16 protein-coding genes are annotated in these 16,831 nt (G+C 64.8%); 7 read left to right on the top strand and 9 right to left on the bottom strand.

Features of this window, described 5'->3' with window-relative positions; translation table 11 throughout:
• Positions 1 to 691, bottom strand: a 691-nt coding sequence (locus tag FFS21_RS20090) for a CbtA family protein (protein WP_137926548.1), incomplete at its 3' end; no start/stop codon positions are given.
• 12 nt (positions 692 to 703) lie between these two features.
• On the bottom strand, positions 704 to 925 hold the full coding sequence (locus FFS21_RS20095) for a CbtB domain-containing protein (RefSeq protein ID WP_137926549.1): 222 nt from the start codon (positions 923 to 925) through the stop codon (positions 704 to 706).
• A gap of 175 nt (positions 926 to 1,100) precedes the next feature.
• Here FFS21_RS20095 and FFS21_RS20100 point away from each other — a divergent pair, with 175 nt between their 5' ends.
• Positions 1,101 to 1,691: a histidine phosphatase family protein gene (locus tag FFS21_RS20100; RefSeq protein WP_137926550.1), complete on the top strand. Its 591-nt coding sequence runs from the start codon at positions 1,101 to 1,103 to the stop codon at positions 1,689 to 1,691.
• Here FFS21_RS20100 and FFS21_RS20105 read toward each other — a convergent pair.
• A complete protein-coding gene (locus FFS21_RS20105; RefSeq protein WP_137926551.1) occupies positions 1,666 to 2,862 on the bottom strand; it encodes a hypothetical protein in 1,197 nt (398 codons plus the stop codon). The two genes, FFS21_RS20100 and FFS21_RS20105, sit on opposite strands and share 26 nt — an antisense overlap.
• A gap of 181 nt (positions 2,863 to 3,043) precedes the next feature.
• On the opposite strand from FFS21_RS20105, the gene FFS21_RS20110 reads away from it, so the two are divergent.
• The 3 genes from FFS21_RS20110 to FFS21_RS20120 all read left to right on the top strand — a co-directional run bounded on the left by FFS21_RS20110 (position 3,044) and on the right by FFS21_RS20120 (position 5,291).
• On the top strand, positions 3,044 to 3,790 hold the full coding sequence (locus FFS21_RS20110) for a hypothetical protein (protein WP_137926552.1): 747 nt from the start codon (positions 3,044 to 3,046) through the stop codon (positions 3,788 to 3,790).
• A gap of 221 nt (positions 3,791 to 4,011) precedes the next feature.
• Positions 4,012 to 4,365 (top strand): hypothetical protein, encoded by a 354-nt coding sequence (locus tag FFS21_RS20115; RefSeq protein ID WP_137926553.1) that lies wholly within the window; start codon positions 4,012 to 4,014, stop codon positions 4,363 to 4,365.
• 146 nt (positions 4,366 to 4,511) lie between these two features.
• Positions 4,512 to 5,291, top strand: a complete 780-nt coding sequence (locus FFS21_RS20120) for a helix-turn-helix transcriptional regulator (RefSeq protein WP_137926554.1) — start codon at positions 4,512 to 4,514, stop codon at positions 5,289 to 5,291.
• Between the two features lie 11 nt (positions 5,292 to 5,302).
• Here the strand turns inward: FFS21_RS20120 and FFS21_RS20125 are convergent, their stop codons facing one another.
• From FFS21_RS20125 to FFS21_RS20135, 3 genes are read right to left on the bottom strand one after another with little or no spacing between them, the layout of a single operon-like run.
• Positions 5,303 to 5,788, bottom strand: a complete 486-nt coding sequence (locus FFS21_RS20125) for a RidA family protein (protein ID WP_137926555.1) — start codon at positions 5,786 to 5,788, stop codon at positions 5,303 to 5,305.
• Positions 5,785 to 6,633, bottom strand: a complete 849-nt coding sequence (locus FFS21_RS20130) for a PhzF family phenazine biosynthesis protein (RefSeq protein ID WP_249359512.1) — start codon at positions 6,631 to 6,633, stop codon at positions 5,785 to 5,787. The genes FFS21_RS20125 and FFS21_RS20130 overlap by 4 nt, the downstream gene beginning before the upstream one ends.
• Positions 6,626 to 7,597, bottom strand: a complete 972-nt coding sequence (locus FFS21_RS20135) for a Bug family tripartite tricarboxylate transporter substrate binding protein (protein WP_137926556.1) — start codon at positions 7,595 to 7,597, stop codon at positions 6,626 to 6,628. Before FFS21_RS20135 ends, FFS21_RS20130 begins: the two co-directional genes overlap by 8 nt.
• Positions 7,598 to 7,907: 310 nt before the next feature.
• On the opposite strand from FFS21_RS20135, the gene FFS21_RS20140 reads away from it, so the two are divergent.
• The gene (locus FFS21_RS20140; protein ID WP_137926557.1) at positions 7,908 to 8,834 is read left to right on the top strand and encodes a helix-turn-helix transcriptional regulator; all 927 of its coding nucleotides are present in this window, start codon (positions 7,908 to 7,910) and stop codon (positions 8,832 to 8,834) included.
• Here the strand turns inward: FFS21_RS20140 and boxA are convergent.
• Genes boxA through boxC form a run of 3 tightly spaced genes read right to left on the bottom strand, consistent with a single transcriptional unit; the run spans position 8,828 to position 13,290 of the window.
• Positions 8,828 to 10,114 carry a benzoyl-CoA 2,3-epoxidase subunit BoxA gene (gene boxA / locus FFS21_RS20145; RefSeq protein ID WP_137926558.1) on the bottom strand — a complete coding sequence of 429 codons (1,287 nt, stop codon included), beginning with the start codon at positions 10,112 to 10,114 and terminating at the stop codon, positions 8,828 to 8,830. The genes FFS21_RS20140 and boxA overlap by 7 nt on opposite strands.
• Positions 10,115 to 10,165: 51 nt before the next feature.
• Complete coding sequence (gene boxB, locus FFS21_RS20150) at positions 10,166 to 11,593, bottom strand: benzoyl-CoA 2,3-epoxidase subunit BoxB (RefSeq protein ID WP_137926559.1); 1,428 nt, start codon at positions 11,591 to 11,593, stop codon at positions 10,166 to 10,168.
• 38 nt (positions 11,594 to 11,631) lie between these two features.
• A complete protein-coding gene (boxC, locus tag FFS21_RS20155; RefSeq protein ID WP_137926560.1) occupies positions 11,632 to 13,290 on the bottom strand; it encodes a 2,3-epoxybenzoyl-CoA dihydrolase in 1,659 nt (552 codons plus the stop codon).
• Between the two features lie 342 nt (positions 13,291 to 13,632).
• Here boxC and FFS21_RS20160 point away from each other — a divergent pair, with 342 nt between their 5' ends.
• The gene (locus FFS21_RS20160) at positions 13,633 to 15,183 is read left to right on the top strand and encodes a 3,4-dehydroadipyl-CoA semialdehyde dehydrogenase (protein WP_137926561.1); all 1,551 of its coding nucleotides are present in this window, start codon (positions 13,633 to 13,635) and stop codon (positions 15,181 to 15,183) included.
• Between the two features lie 64 nt (positions 15,184 to 15,247).
• The gene (locus tag FFS21_RS20165) at positions 15,248 to 16,828 is read left to right on the top strand and encodes a benzoate-CoA ligase family protein (RefSeq protein WP_137926562.1); all 1,581 of its coding nucleotides are present in this window, start codon (positions 15,248 to 15,250) and stop codon (positions 16,826 to 16,828) included.
• The last annotated feature ends 3 nt before the right edge of the window (positions 16,829 to 16,831 follow it).

Genomic DNA, 16,831 nt, shown 5'->3' on the forward strand with positions numbered 1-16,831 from the left:
ACCCTGCAAACACCACCCCGAACGCCCCCCAAAGCACCGCCTGAATCCCGAACGTTGCCACGCGGTATTGCCACAGCAGCGTTGCCGGGAAATGCTCAGGCACTTCGTTGATCGAAGGCAGCAGCGTCTGGATCAGCACCACCAGCAGCACGAACACGCCAGCAGCGCCCAGCCACGCGTGCCATGCACCCATTCGCACGATGAGCTTGCGTGCGACGATGATCGACACCACCAGCGCGGCCAGTGACAGGCCGATCATCGTGAAGAACAGTGCGGTGCGCAGGCCGATGGTGGACGGGTCCCCGATGGCCGGCGGGTTCGGCGGGTATTTGACGAACGGCACCAGCACGATGGCGATGTAGCCGAGCGTGGCCATCAGCATCGCCGTGGCCCGTGCGCCAAGCGCGCCGATGCGGCCATACACATACGCGAAGGCCAGCGCGAACAGCCCGCCCACTGCGGCGCCGAACACGGCCAGGCCGACGAACAGGCCGAGCCCGGACTGTGTTTCGCGGCTCACCAGTTCGGGCATCTCGTGCGCGTGGCTGCCGCCCATCGCGTGCGTGGCCTGTTCCTCGAACGCGATGGCACGGTCCACCTGGGGTTCGCCGACGACATGGGCAAAGGCAAAGGCCAGCAAACTGGCCAGAAAGCCCGCGAGCATGCCGCGGACCAGCAGGTCTCTCACCATGGTGCTACCGGTTCAGTGGCACGGAAAGCCGAGCAGGTGCCGGCCATCGTGAACGAACTCGTGCACGTACATCGTGTTGAAGATGGCAGCGGCGCCCTCTTCCACCCCGACGAAATAGATCGCCAGCAGCATCAGCATGCCGCCGAAGATGGCCCATGGCAGCAGTTCGCGCAGCGGAATGGAAACGGGGACGATAGCCGGCACGGCGACCGGATGATGCAGCGTGGCTTGCATGGAAGCTCCTGAAGGATGACGCGTCCTGTGGAAGGAAGATTCGATGCAGAGGTCTGGCTTGTCTTCCCGCGCATCGCTGTCTGGCGATGGTCAGGTTGATATACAGTGGCGCGACCGCGCCGGATTTGAACCGGCTTCCCCGCATCGAGAGTCCGCGCATTATAGACCCCTCACCATGACCACGCCTACCGTGCACCGGATCACGTTGTTCTGCCCGCCCGCCACCGCGGCATTGCGCGCCGGCCGCTTTCCCGATGACGACGCGCTGGATGACGACGCCGTGGCTGGCATCACGGCATGGAAGGTGGGCCACGCGGTGTGCAGTCCCGCACGGAGCGCGCAGGAAACCGCCGCCGCTTTGGGATTCACGCCATTCATCGCAACGGATCTGCGCGAACTCGACTATGGCCGATGGACGGGCCAATCGCTCAAGACGATCTCCGAAGAGGAACCGGAGGCGCTGGCCGCGTGGCTATCGGATGCCGATGCCAAGCCGCACGGCGGCGAATCCATTGCCGAGGCGTTGCAGCGGGTGGCGGCATGGTTCGGCACCTACCCATGGCAACCCGGCCATACGCTGGTGATCGCGCCACCCGCCATCCTGCGCGCCATCGTGCTGTGCGCGCTCGATGCCCCGGCGCGCGGCTACTGGCACCTCGACATCGCACCGATGAGCATCAGCACGCTGTCCGGGCATCCCGGGCATTGGCGGCTGTCGTCACTGAGCGTACCGGTCGCGACTACAGCAGCACCGTCAGCAGCTTGAGCAACGTGGCCTTGAGCGGATACTGCCCCGCCACGAGCAGCAGCATCGGCAGCGCCGCCGGCACGGCAATGGCCAGCAGCACGCCCTTGTTCAGGATGATGGGACGGATCTTTGTCACGGATTCGTAGATGGTCTGCGTATCCGCCGTCGCACCCAGTTCCGGCGCATTGAGCATGGCGTCGTCGTCGAGTCCGGGCTCACGCGCCAGCCAGCGCCGCTGCACCTTGCGACCGTGCTCCGACAGCAACGCGCCATATTCGAGCATGGCGATCTTCTTCGTGCGCAGCAGCAGCGGCGTGAAGCACAGTAGCGGCAGCGCCACCAGCATGATCAGCACGATGGCCAGCACCACCATTTCGATATAGAGCGATGGCACCGACGTACCGTGATAGGCCACCTGATGCGCCCAGGAGGCGGCCACCACCGACGACACCGCCAGGGTGAACGGCGCAAACACCACGGGCAGCCGCGAGAGAAAGCCCAGCCCGCCGACATGATCGGGGTGGGTCGGCACCAGATGCAGCGGCAACTTCGCCACGCGCCACAGCACCACGGCGGCCAGCACCAGACGCCAGATCCACGCCAACAGCAATACGGTAAACAGCGGCCTGACCACCAGCAGGAGCCACCACGCGCCGAAATTGCGACCCGTCGCGTCGCCAGACCAGGCGATCTCATCGGGATTCGGAGCCACCATCACCGAGGCCGTCCAGGCGACGACCAGCGCGCCGATCACGACCCACGGATAGGCGCGATCCCGCAGACGCGTGGCGGAACGTATCACCGCGTGGAAACGCGGCAACAGTGCCTCGTCAACGATCCCGTTGCGAACGAACTGGCGGAAGCACAGTGGCACCAGTCCCTGCGCCAATGCCTCGCCAAGGATCATCAGCGGAATGGCAACCAGACACCGCACATGCACGCCGTAATGCCCCAGCAGCGGCTCGCCCGCACTGCCCGGCATCATGCGTCCCGCCGACCATGCCCAGATCACCAGCGGCAGCCAGCACAGCATGCTGTAGAACAGCGCACGTCGCCCGATGCCAAGCCCTGTGGCCGGAATCAGCCCGAGCCCGCGTTGCAGGCGAAACAGCAGGTCATTGCGAACGAGGGAAATGCCCTCGGCATCAGCGATTCCGTCCGGGGCAATGCCTGGTGAGGGTCGGGTCATGGCATGGTCCGGAAGCCGTGGCAAATGACGCAATGTGACGTGACGTGACGTCACAGGTCCATCGACCCGCATCGATAGTCGACCATCCACTGTCCAGACAGAAGTGAATTCTTTATTTTTTGCGTGAAACGCTTTCGGATACGGATGGGGCCCGGCTGGCCAACCGATTTACACTCCCGGCATGCGCAATGCCGACCGCCCCGCTTTCCTCTCGTCGCCGACCGCCTTCTTCTGGAGCGGCGATGCCCTGCGCAGCCGTCGCCTGGGGCAGGCCGTGCTGTCCGCAAAGGTCGACATTCCCGAGGCACCGGCACGGCTGCGCGCGGACTGGGCACGGGAGATCTCGACGCGGATGACCCTTGAACCCGGAGACGTCGAGGTCATGCCGCTGGCGCGCGCACGGACGCGCTGGCCGGAATATCCCGGCTGCGTGCGCGCGATGTCGGCGTGGCTATCCACGCACGGCCTCGACGGCCTGCTTGCCGACGCCGACTTGGCACTGATGGCGTGCCGGGGTGCGCGTTATCACCACGATGGCGAACAGTACGGCGGCGCGGCGTTCTGCAATCTCTTTGTGAGCGAGGGAAAGGGGCAGGCGGTTCACTTTCCAGCGCTGGACCTGCGCATCCCCATCGTGCGCGGCACCGCGCTGGTGTTCGATCCCAGCCAGCCGCATGCCGTGATTGCCAGCGGCAATCACGGCTTCGACGCGGCGGATTTCCCCGTGGAGCCGGATACCACGCAGCTATTCCTGACGTGGGAACTCCCGATCGAGCATCCGGCGGTGGCGAGGGCACTTGGCGTCTCCTTCGACCCCGGCCAGCCCGTGCCCGCGACCGTGGAAGACGAGCAGATCTGGCGCGATGGCGCGAAAGCGGATGTGTGTCCCAATACCGGAGCATGGCAACGCGCGCGGCGTGCCGGCTAGCGGCAGCACCCCTTGTTCAGAAAGCGCCACATGAATAGATGCTGACCCTGCCGTGATTTTTTTGCCTCATCGGAAGGCTGGTGCCTAGACTGTTACCTTGTACGGACCTGATCGCCTGCGCATCCCTGTCAGGTCACGTCAGCGGCATCGGCGCGCCGCGACAGACTCGCACGCGTGGCCGTTGCTTTTCGCGATCCGACAGGAGTACAGGAGTCAATAACATGAAATATCCGATCCTCGCCGTTCTCGCCTCTGCCGTTGTTGTGGCAGGCTGCGCAACCTCTCCGTACATTCCACCGCCAACCCCGGAAACCCGGGCAGTCGGCCAGAGCAAGCTGGCACCCAAGGAAGCCGCGCAATGCATCGGATCGCAATGGGCCAACAGTTCCAGACAGCAGGTGTGGATGCAGTACATGCTGGCCAACGACGGTGCCTACGATGTCTACGTGCCGGGGCAGAACCCGCCCTCCGGCTCGGCCGCCATCGTGCGCAGGTCTCCGACCGGCCAGGGTTCGTGGCTAGGCTTCCGGGGGAGCGATAGCGCCGCCGCCGGTGCCTTGAACCAGTGCATGTAGCGCGCCACCGGATGTGAGGTGCCCCCGCGATGGCCACGCCGGCCATCGCTTTCCCGATTTCGTTTTCTATTTCGTTTTCGATATCGACGCGCCGTGCCGTATGATCGATGGCATTCCGCCCTTTCCTGCCTGACGGAACGCCCCCGATGACCAACGCCCCTCACCTGTCCCCCAAGCTTCACCTGACCGCGCAGCACGGATTCGCGCTGCACGACAGCCGGCAGCCTTCCTTTCAGCGGAACTGGCACACCCATGACTGCGGCATGCTGCTATGGCCACGCGTGGGCAGGCTCAAGGCCGTATGGGACGACACCGCCGAACCATCCGCCAAGGCGGGCGCACTGCATGCCACGTCCCTGGTGCGCGGCACGGCGGTGCTGCTGCCGGCATCGACCGCGCATCTGACGGCTTCCGAACACGAGCGGCAGCAACACGGCGAGTTGTATCTGCCGCCGGATCGCCTGCCCGGCTCGCGGCCATTCGGCGCGATGCATCTGGATGGCGCCACCATCGCGATGCTCGAAGCCCTGCTGGCCCCGACCATCTCCGCAGGCAGCGCATCGTGGCTGGTACGCGCCATCGTCGAGCAACTGGTGGGCAGCAAGCCGCTGGCAATGCCCGAGGAACCGGCTTCCGTGGCCCTGCGCATGGTCCGGCGTTTTCGACACGCGCTCGAACGCGACCTGCCACTGCCATCGATCGATGCCGTGGCCGAGGAACTTGGCACCTCCATCCGGCAATTGCAACGCGCCTGCCAGATCGAATTCGGCGCCACGCCCGTGGCCGTCCGGCGCCGCGTGCTGGCCGCGCATGCCCGCGCATTGATCGCGCAAGGCCAGTCCGTTGCCAGTGTCAGCGTGGATCTTGGCTTTGCCTCCAGCGGGCATCTGCACCGGCTACTACGCGAAGCCAGCGATATTTCCTGACAGCAATCGTTTCAGCCCATTGCCACCAGCGCGTCGATCTCGATCTCCGTCCACGCGCGATCCGGCAGGCTGGACACGCCCAGCGCGCTGCGTGCGGGTAGCGGCTGGTCGGGGAAGGCCGCGCGCAACACGGCGGAGGCGGCATCGAGCACGGCCGGATGCCGGGCGAAGTCCGGTGCAGCGCGGATAAAGCCACGCAGCCGCACCACCTGGATCACGCGCGACAAATCGCCATCGCAAGCCAGCCGCAACGCAGCCAGCGCATTCAGCATCGATACCTCGGCGGCACGGCGGGCAGGCTCCACATCGTCGTCGTCCCTGCACTGTCCTGCCATGGCGATCCCTGACTGCCGACACACTTGTCCGGCAATCGAGACCCATTGCGTTGTGCCCATCCGCACCACGCTATACGGCGCATAGTTGCCGCGCGGCGTGGATACCTCGGGCAGCGTGAAACCCGCTGCAGCAAGCCGGACTTCGGGGGCGTCGATTGTCATGCCTCGCCCCATGCCACGCTGCCGCTGAGCCAGCAGCCGTCAGGCTCGCCAGAATCGGTCTTGCGCGGCGCGACCAGGATTTCCGAGGGGCTCCCCATGGCATCGCCCTGCCACACCGCAATGGCGCCACTCACTTCACCTGCCGCATGCAAGTATCCCCACAACGCGGCCGCTGCGATACCGGTAGCCGCATCCTCGGGATAGCCCGACGACTTCGGAAACTGCCGCGCGTGGACCACGCGCATGCCGTCCGCCTTGGGCACGCCGAACGCATAGGGATACAGCCCGGTGGAATCGATCGATGCGCACAGCGATTCCATGCTTGAGAAATGGGGATCGAGGCTGTCGAGCATGGCCACGGACGGCAGCTCCACCAGCGTCTTCACGCGACTGGTAGCGGCGTTGATGGCCGGATAGCCCTTGCCCAGCAGGCCGATCTGCATGGCAACGCGGTCCGCCGCCTCAGCGTTCAGTGCGCCGATCCGCACCGCCGGCTGCGAGATCCAGACACGTTGCGCGGCATCGTCCCAGTACGCCTGCACGATGCCGCTCATGGTTTCGATACGCGCGGTGGGCGTGGTCCATTGCCCCCATTGCCGCATCGCCCACAGCGTACCCACGGTGGCATGGCCACACATCTCCATCTCATGCTGCGGCACGAAGAAGCGGAAACGCCAGTCGCAGCCGTTATCGCTCGGCAGTACGAAGGCCGACTCATGGCCATGCGTCGCGGCCACATCCTGCATGGCTGGCGCGCTCATGCCCCGTGCATCGGCCACCAGCGGCACCGGATTGCCGCCCTGCCCGTCGCGCACAAACACGCGGATCATGCTGACTTCACTCACCTGTGGCTCCCACGGACTTGGCGATCTTGCCCCAGTAGGGAATGTCGGATTGCACCGTCGTTTGCAGCGAGGCCGGCGTACCAGGACGCGCCGTCACGCCCTTGCTGGCGAGGTCGTCGGCCACGGCCTTGTCGGCCAGGACCTTGTTCAGCGCCGCGTTGAAGCGGTCGACAATGGCAGTAGGAGTGCCCTTCGGGAACGCGATGCCGTACCACAGTTGCTGGTCGAAACCCGGCACGCCCTGGCTGGTGAAGGTCGGCACACCGGGCAGCAGCGGCGTAGCGGCGGTCACGGCAATCGCGGAAATCTTGTGCGCCTTGATATAGGGCGCGAGTCCCACGGGATTGTCGAACATGATCTGCACCTGCCCGCCGATCAGATCGGTATAGGCCGGCGCCGCGCCGCGATACGGCACGTGGGTCATCGGCACATTGACGAGCTTCTGGAACTGCTCGCCCATCAGGTGCGACACGGTGCCCACGCCCACCGATGCAAAGCTGTGCTGCGACTTGTCAGCCTTCAGCTTCGCAACCAATGCCTTGGCATCGGGCACCTGCAATGCGTTGTTGACTGCCAGTACGTAGGGCGAGGTGCCGATGAAACCCGCATAGGCGAAGTCCTTCGCGGGGTTGTACGTCAGCTTGGGATAGAGCGCCACGCTGACCGCGTGCGTGCTCGTCGTGACCACACCGGCGGTGTAGCCATCCGCCGCGGCACGCGCCACGAAGCCCGACCCGATCGTGCCGCCCGCGCCGCTACGGTTGTCGATCACCACAGGTTGGCCAAGTTCACGCTGCAGCAAGGGCTGGATCGTGCGCACCACCAGATCGGTGCCGCCGCCAGCGGGAAATGGCACCACCATGGTGATCGGCTTGGCCGGCCAGGTTTCCGCATGGGCGGCAACGGATGACGCCGCCACAGCGCCGGCCAGCATGACGCGGGCTGAAATAGACAGGATAGACACGCGCACTCCCCTTGTTTGGAATGCATCGAGTCTAGAAATGGGGCGAACGGCCTTCAAACCGGAATGCGACGTGGGGTGATCCGGAATGCGGCAGTCTCTCTCCCCTCTCCCTCTGGGAGAGGGGAGAAAATCGAGGGCACTTGATGAGCCTGGTGTGCTCCCCTCTCCCACCGCGCGGGCGAAGGGAGAAAACCGAACAGGAGAGGGGCGTAAAGCAGCACATCAGCGACGCGGGCTTTCCCGATAACCCCGCGCGCTTTATCATGCGCCTCTGACCCTTCGAGCCGACCTATCTGCGTACGCACCCGCCATGAATGCCACCCCGGAACCGCAGCCTGCCAACGAAAGCAGTGCGCCGCGCTCGCCTCTGCTGCTTGCCATCGGGGAACGCACGCGCAGCCTGCGCGCCCGGCGCGGCCTGACGCGCCGGGCGCTGGCGGAAGCCGCCGATGTCTCCGAGCGCCATATCGCCAATCTGGAACATGGCACGGGCAATGCGTCGATCCTGGTGCTGCAGCAGATTGCCAATGCGCTGCAATGCGCGCTGACGGAATTGCTCGGCGATGTCACTACGAGTTCGCCGGAATGGCTGCTGATCCGCGAGTTGCTGGAGAACCGTTCCGAAGCCGATCTGCGGCGCGTGCGGATTGCCGTGGGTCAGTTGCTCGGCACCGATCCGGCAGACCCGCTGCGCTCGCGCCGCATCGCATTGGTGGGCTTGCGCGGCGCGGGAAAGTCCACGCTCGGACGCATGCTGGCCGAGGCGCTGGACATGCCCTTTGTCGAACTGAACGCAGAGATCGAACGTGTGGCCGGGTGCAGCGTGCAGGAAATCCACGGGCTGTATGGCACCAACGCGTATCGACGCTATGAGCGACGCGCGCTTGAAGAAACGATCCAGTTGTACGGAGAAGCGGTGATTGCCACGCCGGGAGGCATCGTGTCGGACCCGGCCACCTTCAACGAACTGCTGACGCATTGCACGACAGTCTGGTTGCAGGCCGCGCCCGAGGAACATATGGCGCGCGTGGTGGCGCAAGGCGATACGCGACCCATGGCCGACAGCCGCGAGGCGATGGAAGATTTGAAGCGCATTCTCGAAGGCCGCGCCGCGTTCTACTCGAAGGCCGATGCCATGATCGATACCAGCGGCAAGCCGCTCGCCGAAGCCTTTGCAGCGCTGCGCGAGGCGGTAGTAGCCGCCACCTCGGCGCAGCAGGCCCTGATCGGTCAGTAGGTTTCCAGATGCAGCCGGCCTTGCTGCTTGAGGTCGGCGCCCAGCTTGTCCCAGTCCATCCCTGCCTGCACGGCGATATCGCGCAGCGCCAGCACCACCCCCTCTTCCATACTCTTCAACCCGCAGACATAGAAATGGCTGTTGGTGTCGGCGAGCAGCGCGGCCAGATCCGCTGCGCGTTCGCGCATGGCGTCCTGCACATAGCGGCGCGGCTGCCCCGGCGTACGCGAAAACGCCAGGTTCACATCGATGAAATCCTTCGGCAGATTCACGAGCGGACCAAAGTACGGCAGTTCCTCGCGCGTACGGGCGCCGAAAAACAGCATCAGCTTGCCGCTCTCGAACTTGCCTGACTTGCGCAGGCGGCGGCGCCACTCGGTCATCGCACGCATCGGTGCGCTGCCCGTGCCGGTGCAGATCATGACGATATGCGAGCGCGGATGGTTCGGCATCAGGAAGCTGTTACCGAACGGGCCGATCACTTCCACGGTGTCGCCGATCTGCAGGTCGCACATGTAGTTCGAGGCCACGCCGCGCACGGCATTGCCCTGGTGATCTTCCAGCACGCGCTTGATCGTCAGCGAGAGGTTGTTGTAACCCGCCCGTTCGCCATTGCGCGCGCTCGCCACCGAATACTGGCGTGCATGATGGGGCCGACCGCTGGCATCCACGCCGGGCGGCACGATGCCGATCGATTGCCCTTCCAGAACGGGAAATGGCACCGTCCCGAAATCGAGCACGATATGGTGCGTGTCGTAGTCGCGCCCCACTTCGGTCGCACGCAGATTGCCGGTCACCGTGGCGCGTGCCGTGGTGGCTGACTTGCTCGCCTTGCCGCCGTAGAGATTCGTATAGGCATGCGCCGCCGACCACGGCGGCACCGTGGCGCCGTATTGCGCGCTCTGGAACGTCTCGCCGCCTTCGAATGCCGCAGGCAGCGTGACCACTTCCGGCGCGGGCGGCAGGCTGGCTGCTGCCGAGACACCGGCCGCCGCGAGTTCATCCTCGCTGAGTTCGGCAGGCAGTTCGTCCCAGCCCAGTTGCTCGTCCACGCTGTAGGCGCGGGCACGCGGCATGACGCGCCAGTTGTCGATCGATCCCGTGGGGCACGGCGAGATGCACGCCATGCAGCCGTTGCACGTCTCGGCGTCCACCACGTAGTTGCGGGAATCGTGCGTGATCGCGGCCACGGGGCAAGTGGCCTCGCAGGTGTTGCAGCGGATGCAGATCTCGGGATCGATCAGGTGTTGCCTGATGACCTGGATGTCGGACATGTCCATGGTGTTCTCCGGGTAACGCGGCGCGCCACGGCGGGCGCGCCTCCCGACGGGTCAGTTGAAGCGCACGTACTCGAAATCCACCGGCTGGCGGTTGATGCCCATGACCGGCGGCGCGATCCAGTTGGCGAACTTGCCGGGCTCGACCACGCGCCCCATCAGGCCCGCCACGAACGCGCGGTCTCCCGGCGTGGGCAGCCATTGATCCACGTAGTCGCGCCATTCCGCATCGGGAATCACGCGCCCTTCCGGCGACACCTTCACGCCAGCCAGCGCGCCGATATTGCGGTGGAACGCCTTGTGCGGCACCTTGAGCCGGAACGGAATGCCCGCTTTCTCGATGACCTTGTTCCAGCGTTCCACACCGGCCACGCTGTCTTTGATGTAGTCATCGCGCAGCACCTCGTTGAGCGCGTTGAGCATCGGCACTTCCTTCTCCACCAGCTTGCCGCCTACCGCCTGCAGCACCTTGTACGTCTGGTTCTTGAGTACGTGGTCGTCAGTGCGCTTTCCTTCCTCGTACCGACCCTTGAGACCCGTGCTGTAGAACGTGGCCGCATTGCTCGACTCATCGGCGCCGAACAGATCGATCGTCACGCTGTAGTGGAAGTTCAGGTAGCGCTGTATCGTCGGCAGGTCGATCACGCCCGCGGCGCGCAGCTTGGCCGGATCATCGGTCTTCAGTTCGTTCATGACCTGACAGGTACGCTGGATCACGCGCGACACGCCGCTTTCGCCCACGAACATGTGATGCGCTTCTTCGGTCAGCATGAACTTGGTGGTGCGCGCCAGCGGATCGAACGAGCTTTCTGCCAGTGCACACAACTGGAACTTGCCGTCGCGGTCCGTGAAATACGTAAACATGAAGAACGAGAGCCAGTCCGGGGTCTGCTCGTTGAACGCCTGCAGGATGCGCGGATTGTCTTCCTGACCGCTGCGCCGTTCCAGCAACGCCTCGCCTTCCTCGCGGCCATCGCGGCCGAAGTACTTGTGCAGCAGATACACCATCGCCCACAGGTGGCGCCCTTCTTCCACGTTCACCTGGAACAGGTTGCGCAGGTCGTACATGCTCGGCGCAGTCAGGCCCAGGTGGCGCTGCTGTTCCACCGAAGCGGGTTCGGTGTCGCCCTGCGTGACGATGATGCGCCGCAGGTTGGCGCGATACTCGCCCGGGATTTCCTGCCACACGTCCTCGCCCTTGTGATCGCCAAAATGAATCTTGCGATTGGCCTCGGCCGGGTTCAGGAAGATGCCCCAGCGATAGTCCGGCATCTTGACGTGGCCGAAGTGCGCCCAGCCCTGCGGGTCCACGCTGATGGCCGTGCGCAGGTAGATATCGAAATCCTGCGAGCCATCGGGGCCCATGTCGTTCCACCAGCTCAGGTAGTTCGGCTGCCACTGTTCAAGCGCGCGCTGCAGTGTGCGGTCTTCGCTCAGGTTGACGTTGTTGGGAATCTTGTCGCTGTAGTTGATGCCGTTCATCGTGGTCTCCAGATTCGCTTGTCGCTTGTGCGGCGGGTTCAGACGCGGTTCCAGTCGAAGGCGGCCTTGTCGCCCTTGCCGTAGACCTTCAGCGCGCCCTTCTCGCCCACGGCGTTCGGGCGCTGGAAGATCCAGTTCTGCCATGCCGTCAGGCGTCCGAAGATCCGCGTGACCATGTTTTCCTGACCGTTGAAGCGCAGGTTGGCTTCCATGCCGGTCAGCGCATCGGGCGACATCGCCGCGCGTTCTTCCAGCGCGATCCGCACTTCGTCGGCCCAGTCGATATCGTCCGGATTCGATGTCACAAGACCCAGCGCGAACGCAGCATCGGCATCGAGCGGCTGCTCTGCCTTTGCGCGCACGGCTTCCATGGCGGGGACTTCGTCGTAGAAGCGGCGGCCCAGGCGGCTCTGGCCCGTGGCCATCGGATACAGGCCGAAGTTGGCGTCCGCCACGGTGATGGCCGGTGCGCGCGCTTCATCGTCGGGCAGCGCAAGGTGATAGATGCGGTCGCAGGCCAGCGCCAGTTCCAGGAACGATCCGGCAAAGCACGAACCCGGCTCCACCAGCGCGAACAGGCTGCGCGACGAGACATCGAAACGCGAGAACGTACGGCGCAGCAGGCCGATGGTTTCGCGTACCAGCCAGTGGTCCTTGTGGGCGAGCAGCGTTGCGTCCATCGCCAGCACATCGGCGGCATCGCCTTCAGCCTTGATCAGCCAGGTGCCAATGTCGAGTTCGTTGGTGCGCATCGACAGAATCGCGTCTTCCAGTTCGCGCGCCAGTTGCAGCGGATACCACGCGGCGCCGGCTTCGGCGATGGCGGCGGGGGTGGACGGCTGCGCGCCGCTCGGTCCCTTGACGATAAACGTGGCGCGGCGCGCGGGACGGTCGATCTCCACGGTGACATAGGCGTAGCGCAGGGCATCCGCTTCGATCGTGCGTTGCACCGGTACGAGCGCCACGCCCTTGGCATCGGCGGGACGATCGCTCTGTGCGGCCAGTGCCTCGGCGCGCTCGCGCACCTTCTGTGCGAAGACGGCGGGCTTGGCGATATCGTCCACCAGACGCCAGTCCTTGGCACGCTGGCCGCGCACGCCTTCGTTGGTGGTGCAGAAGATATCGGCCAGGTCATGGCGCACGTGGCGCTTGTCAGTCACGCGGGTCAGGCCGCCGGTACCGGGCAGCACGCCCAGCAGCGGCACTTCGGGCAGGCTCACCGCCGATGACCGGTCATCGATCAGCAAAATTTCATCGCAGGCCAGCGCCAGCTCGTAGCCGCCGCCCGCGCAGGCACCGTTGACCGCCGCAAGAAATTTCAGGCCGCTGTACTTCGACGAATCTTCCAGGCCGTTGCGCGTTTCGTTGGTGAACTTGCAGAAGTTGACCTTCCACGCATGGCTGCTGACGCCGAGCATGAAGATATTGGCGCCCGAGCAGAACACCTTCTCCTTGCCGCTGGTCACCACCACCGTGCGCACTTCGGGATGCTCGAAACGGATACGGTTGGCCGCATCGTTCAGTTCGATATCCACGCCAAGGTCATAGCTGTTCAGCTTGAGCTTGTAGCCATCGCGCAGGCCGGCGTTCTCGTCGATGTTCAGCGTCAGCGTGGCAATCGCCCCGTCGAACGACATGGTGAGGTGCTTGTACTGGGAAGGATCGGTCTGGTAATCGACGCGGGGCGCTGCAGTCATTTGGGTCTCCTGGGGAAGCACGATAGTTCGGTGTGCGGCCGTGTTGTGATGGAACTATAGTTCATCGCCATTCAGAATTTCAAGCATTATTTTGCATGTTTCGCGTTGAGCGACCGAAGCGGCACACTCCCGCACCGCGCACGTCGCACTCCTCACAAATCCAAGGCTTCCCGGGCCATTCCGGCGTTTCTTGCTCGTAGCGTGGCCCGCCAATCGTTAACCCTGCGCCATGCAATATATTGCTTGACACCCCTCCTGCTGGCCTCTATGTTTCAGACCTGCACAATAGTGCAGTCACAACATTGGCCCGCGCCCCCTGCGAGGCCAGGCTGGAGATCACGAATGTCCCTACCCGAATTGCTTCCCAACTATCTGGCCGGCCAGTGGCAACATGGCACCGGCGCTGGCGTGACGCTGGCCGATCCGGTGACCGGCGCATCGCTGGTGCGCGTGGATGCCACGGGCCTCGATCTGCGCGCCGGATACCGTCATGCCCGCGAGCTCGGCGGCGCGGCACTGCGGGCCATGACCTATGCGCAGCGCGCAGCCATGCTCGGCGCCATCGTCAAGGTGCTCCAGGCACACCGCGACACCTATTACGAGATCGCCACCGCCAACAGCGGCACGGTGCGCAACGATTCGGCCGTGGATATCGATGGCGCGATCTATACGGTCGGGGTGTATGCGAAGCTCGGCGAATCATTGGGCGATCGCCATTACTTGCTTGATGGCGACAGCGTGCGTCTCGGCAAGGACCCGTTGTTTGTGTCGCAGCACGTTCGCGTACCGAATCGGGGCGTGGCGCTGCTGATCAATGCGTTCAACTTCCCCGCGTGGGGACTTTGGGAGAAGGCCGCGCCCGCCCTGCTGTCCGGCGTGCCGGTCATCGTCAAACCCGCAACGGCCACCGCATGGCTCACGCAACGCATGGTGCGTGACGTGATCGACGCAAACGTGCTGCCGGAAGGCGCGCTGTCCATCGTGTGCGGCAGCGCCGCGGGATTGCTCGATCCGCTGGAACCGTTCGACGCGATTTCGTTCACAGGCTCGGCAGATACTGGTGCACTGATTCGTTCGCACAATGCCGTGACACGCCGCTCGGTACGCGTGAATGTGGAAGCAGACAGCGTCAACTCCGCACTGCTGTTGCCCGGCGAAGGATCGGACAGCGAGGCGTTCGATCTGCTCGTACGCGAAGTGGTGCGCGAGATGACCGTGAAGTCCGGCCAGAAATGCACGGCCATCCGGCGCATCTTCGTACCCGAATCGCTGTATGACGCTGCGGCGCAAGCCATCGGCGCCAAGCTAGGTCGTGTCTCCGTGGGCAATCCTCGCAACGACGCCGTACGCATGGGCGCACTGGTCAGCCGCGCGCAGTTCGATGCCGTGAAAGCCGGCATCGCCAACTTGCGCGAACAGACCGAGGTGCTGTTCGATGGCAGCGCCACGCCGCTGGTGGATGCCGACCCATCCATCGCCTGCTGCATCGGCCCCACACTGCTGGGCGCGCGCGATGCCGATGATGCGGCACGGGTTCACGAGACCGAAGTCTTCGGCCCCGTCGCCACGCTCGTGCCTTATCGTGACTCCGCGCATGCGCTCGCCCTGATCCGGCGCGGCGAAGGCTCGCTTGTGGCATCGCTCTATGGCAGCGATAACGCAGCGCTCGCGCAGGCTGGCGTGGCACTGGCGGATAGCCATGGCCGCGTGCATGTGGTGTCACCCGATGTCGCATCGATCCACTCCGGCCACGGCAACGTGATGCCGCAATCGGTACACGGCGGACCGGGCCGCGCGGGCGGTGGCGAGGAACTGGGCGGATTGCGCGCGCTCGATTTCCACCATCGCCGCTGTGCGATTCAGGCCAGTAGCGCCGTGACCGCACTGCTCTGAAGCTTTCCACCTTCCTTTACCTTCCACCACCCACAACAATAAAAACCACTTGGGGAGACAACCCATGCAAGCCCACCCTGCTGCCCTGCCCCCTGGCACCCCGTTCAACCTGGCCGATCATCTGCTGGCCTGCAACGCTGCACGTCCTGACAAGACCGCCTTTATCGACGATGCCGGCGCGCTCGACTACGGCACACTGGCCGACCGCGTGCGACGCATGGCCGCTGCACTCAAGACACTGGGCATCCACCGCGAGGAACGCGTGCTGCTGCTGATGCACGACTGCAACGACTGGCCCGTGTCGTTCCTGGGCGCCATGTATGCAGGCGTGGTGCCCGTCGCCGTCAACACGCTGCTGACCGCCGACGATTACGCGTACATGCTGCGGCATTCGCGCGCGCAGGCGGCGCTGGTATCGGCCTCGCTATTGCCGATCTTGCGCGAGGCCATGGCACAGGGCGGGCATGAGTTGCAAAACATCCTCGTCAGCGGCGAACCCGACAGCGGGCAGAGCGATGAAGTCAACGTCCACACCATCGACGATCTGCTCGCCACGCACGCGCCATTGCCTGCCCCTGCCGCCACGCATCCCGACGATCCCGGTTTCTGGCTGTACTCGTCAGGCTCCACAGGTCGCCCGAAGGGCGTGCTGCACAGCCAGGCCAATGCGTACTGGACCGCCGAACTCTATGGCAAGCCCGTGCTGGGCCTCACCGAGCACGATGTGTGTTTCTCCGCCGCCAAGCTGTACTTCGCCTATGGTCTCGGCAATGGCCTCACGTTTCCGCTCAGTGTGGGTGCCACGGTGGTGTTGATGGCGGAGCGTCCCACGCCCGATGCCGTATTCCGTCGCCTCACGACGCATCGCGCCACCGTATTGTTCGGCGCGCCCACCGGCTATGCGGGCATGCTCGCCTCGCCCGCGTTGCCCGCGCGGCAGGACGTGGCGCTGCGGTTGTGTTCGTCTGCGGGCGAGGCATTGCCTGCGGAAATCGGTGAACGTTTCACGCGGCATTTCGGGTGCGAGATCGTCGATGGCATCGGCTCCACGGAGATGCTGCACATCTTCCTGTCGAACCGTCCTGGCCAGGTGCGCTACGGCACCACGGGCTGGCCCGTGCCCGGCTACAGCGTGGAGTTGCGCGACGACGACGGACAGCCCGTGCCCGATGGCGAAGTGGGCGACCTCTATATCCAGGGCCCGAGCGCCGCGCTGATGTACTGGGGCAATTGCGAGAAATCGCGCGATACGTTTCGCGGCACATGGACGCGCAGCGGCGACAAGTACCTGCGCAACGCCGATGGCACCTACCAGTACGCGGGCCGCAGCGACGACATGCTCAAGGTCAGCGGCATCTATGTCTCGCCCTTCGAGGTGGAAGCCACGCTGATCCTGCATCCCGCCGTGCTGGAAGCCGCCGTGGTGGGTGTGCCCGATGCGGAAGGACTGACGAAGACACGCGCATACGTGGTGCTCAAGCCGGGCGCCGCCGTCGAGGAATCCGAACTGAAGGCGTTCGTGAAGGATCGGCTCGCCCCGTACAAGTACCCGCGCACGATCATCTTCCTGCCCGTGCTGCCCAAGACCGCCACCGGCAAGATCCAGCGCTTCCGGCTTCGCGAACTTGAAGCGGTGCCCGCCTGAATC

This window comes from Cupriavidus sp. 2SB, from assembly GCF_005503625.1.
GTDB lineage: Bacteria > Pseudomonadota > Gammaproteobacteria > Burkholderiales > Burkholderiaceae > Cupriavidus.

Bases quoted from the DNA above. Each gene is read 5' to 3' on its own strand.
- FFS21_RS20095 (WP_137926549.1), bottom strand. From the start codon at position 925: ATGCAAGCCACGCTGCATCATCCGGTCGCCGTGCCGGCTATCGTCCCC.
- FFS21_RS20100 (WP_137926550.1), top strand. From the start codon at position 1,101: ATGACCACGCCTACCGTGCACCGGATCACGTTGTTCTGCCCGCCCGCC.
- FFS21_RS20105 (WP_137926551.1), bottom strand. From the start codon at position 2,862: ATGACCCGACCCTCACCAGGCATTGCCCCGGACGGAATCGCTGATGCC.
- FFS21_RS20110 (WP_137926552.1), top strand. From the start codon at position 3,044: ATGCGCAATGCCGACCGCCCCGCTTTCCTCTCGTCGCCGACCGCCTTC.
- FFS21_RS20115 (WP_137926553.1), top strand. From the start codon at position 4,012: ATGAAATATCCGATCCTCGCCGTTCTCGCCTCTGCCGTTGTTGTGGCA.
- FFS21_RS20120 (WP_137926554.1), top strand. From the start codon at position 4,512: ATGACCAACGCCCCTCACCTGTCCCCCAAGCTTCACCTGACCGCGCAG.
- FFS21_RS20125 (WP_137926555.1), bottom strand. From the start codon at position 5,788: ATGACAATCGACGCCCCCGAAGTCCGGCTTGCTGCAGCGGGTTTCACG.
- FFS21_RS20140 (WP_137926557.1), top strand. From the start codon at position 7,908: ATGAATGCCACCCCGGAACCGCAGCCTGCCAACGAAAGCAGTGCGCCG.
- boxA (WP_137926558.1), bottom strand. From the start codon at position 10,114: ATGGACATGTCCGACATCCAGGTCATCAGGCAACACCTGATCGATCCC.
- boxB (WP_137926559.1), bottom strand. From the start codon at position 11,593: ATGAACGGCATCAACTACAGCGACAAGATTCCCAACAACGTCAACCTG.
- boxC (WP_137926560.1), bottom strand. From the start codon at position 13,290: ATGACTGCAGCGCCCCGCGTCGATTACCAGACCGATCCTTCCCAGTAC.
- FFS21_RS20160 (WP_137926561.1), top strand. From the start codon at position 13,633: ATGTCCCTACCCGAATTGCTTCCCAACTATCTGGCCGGCCAGTGGCAA.
- FFS21_RS20165 (WP_137926562.1), top strand. From the start codon at position 15,248: ATGCAAGCCCACCCTGCTGCCCTGCCCCCTGGCACCCCGTTCAACCTG.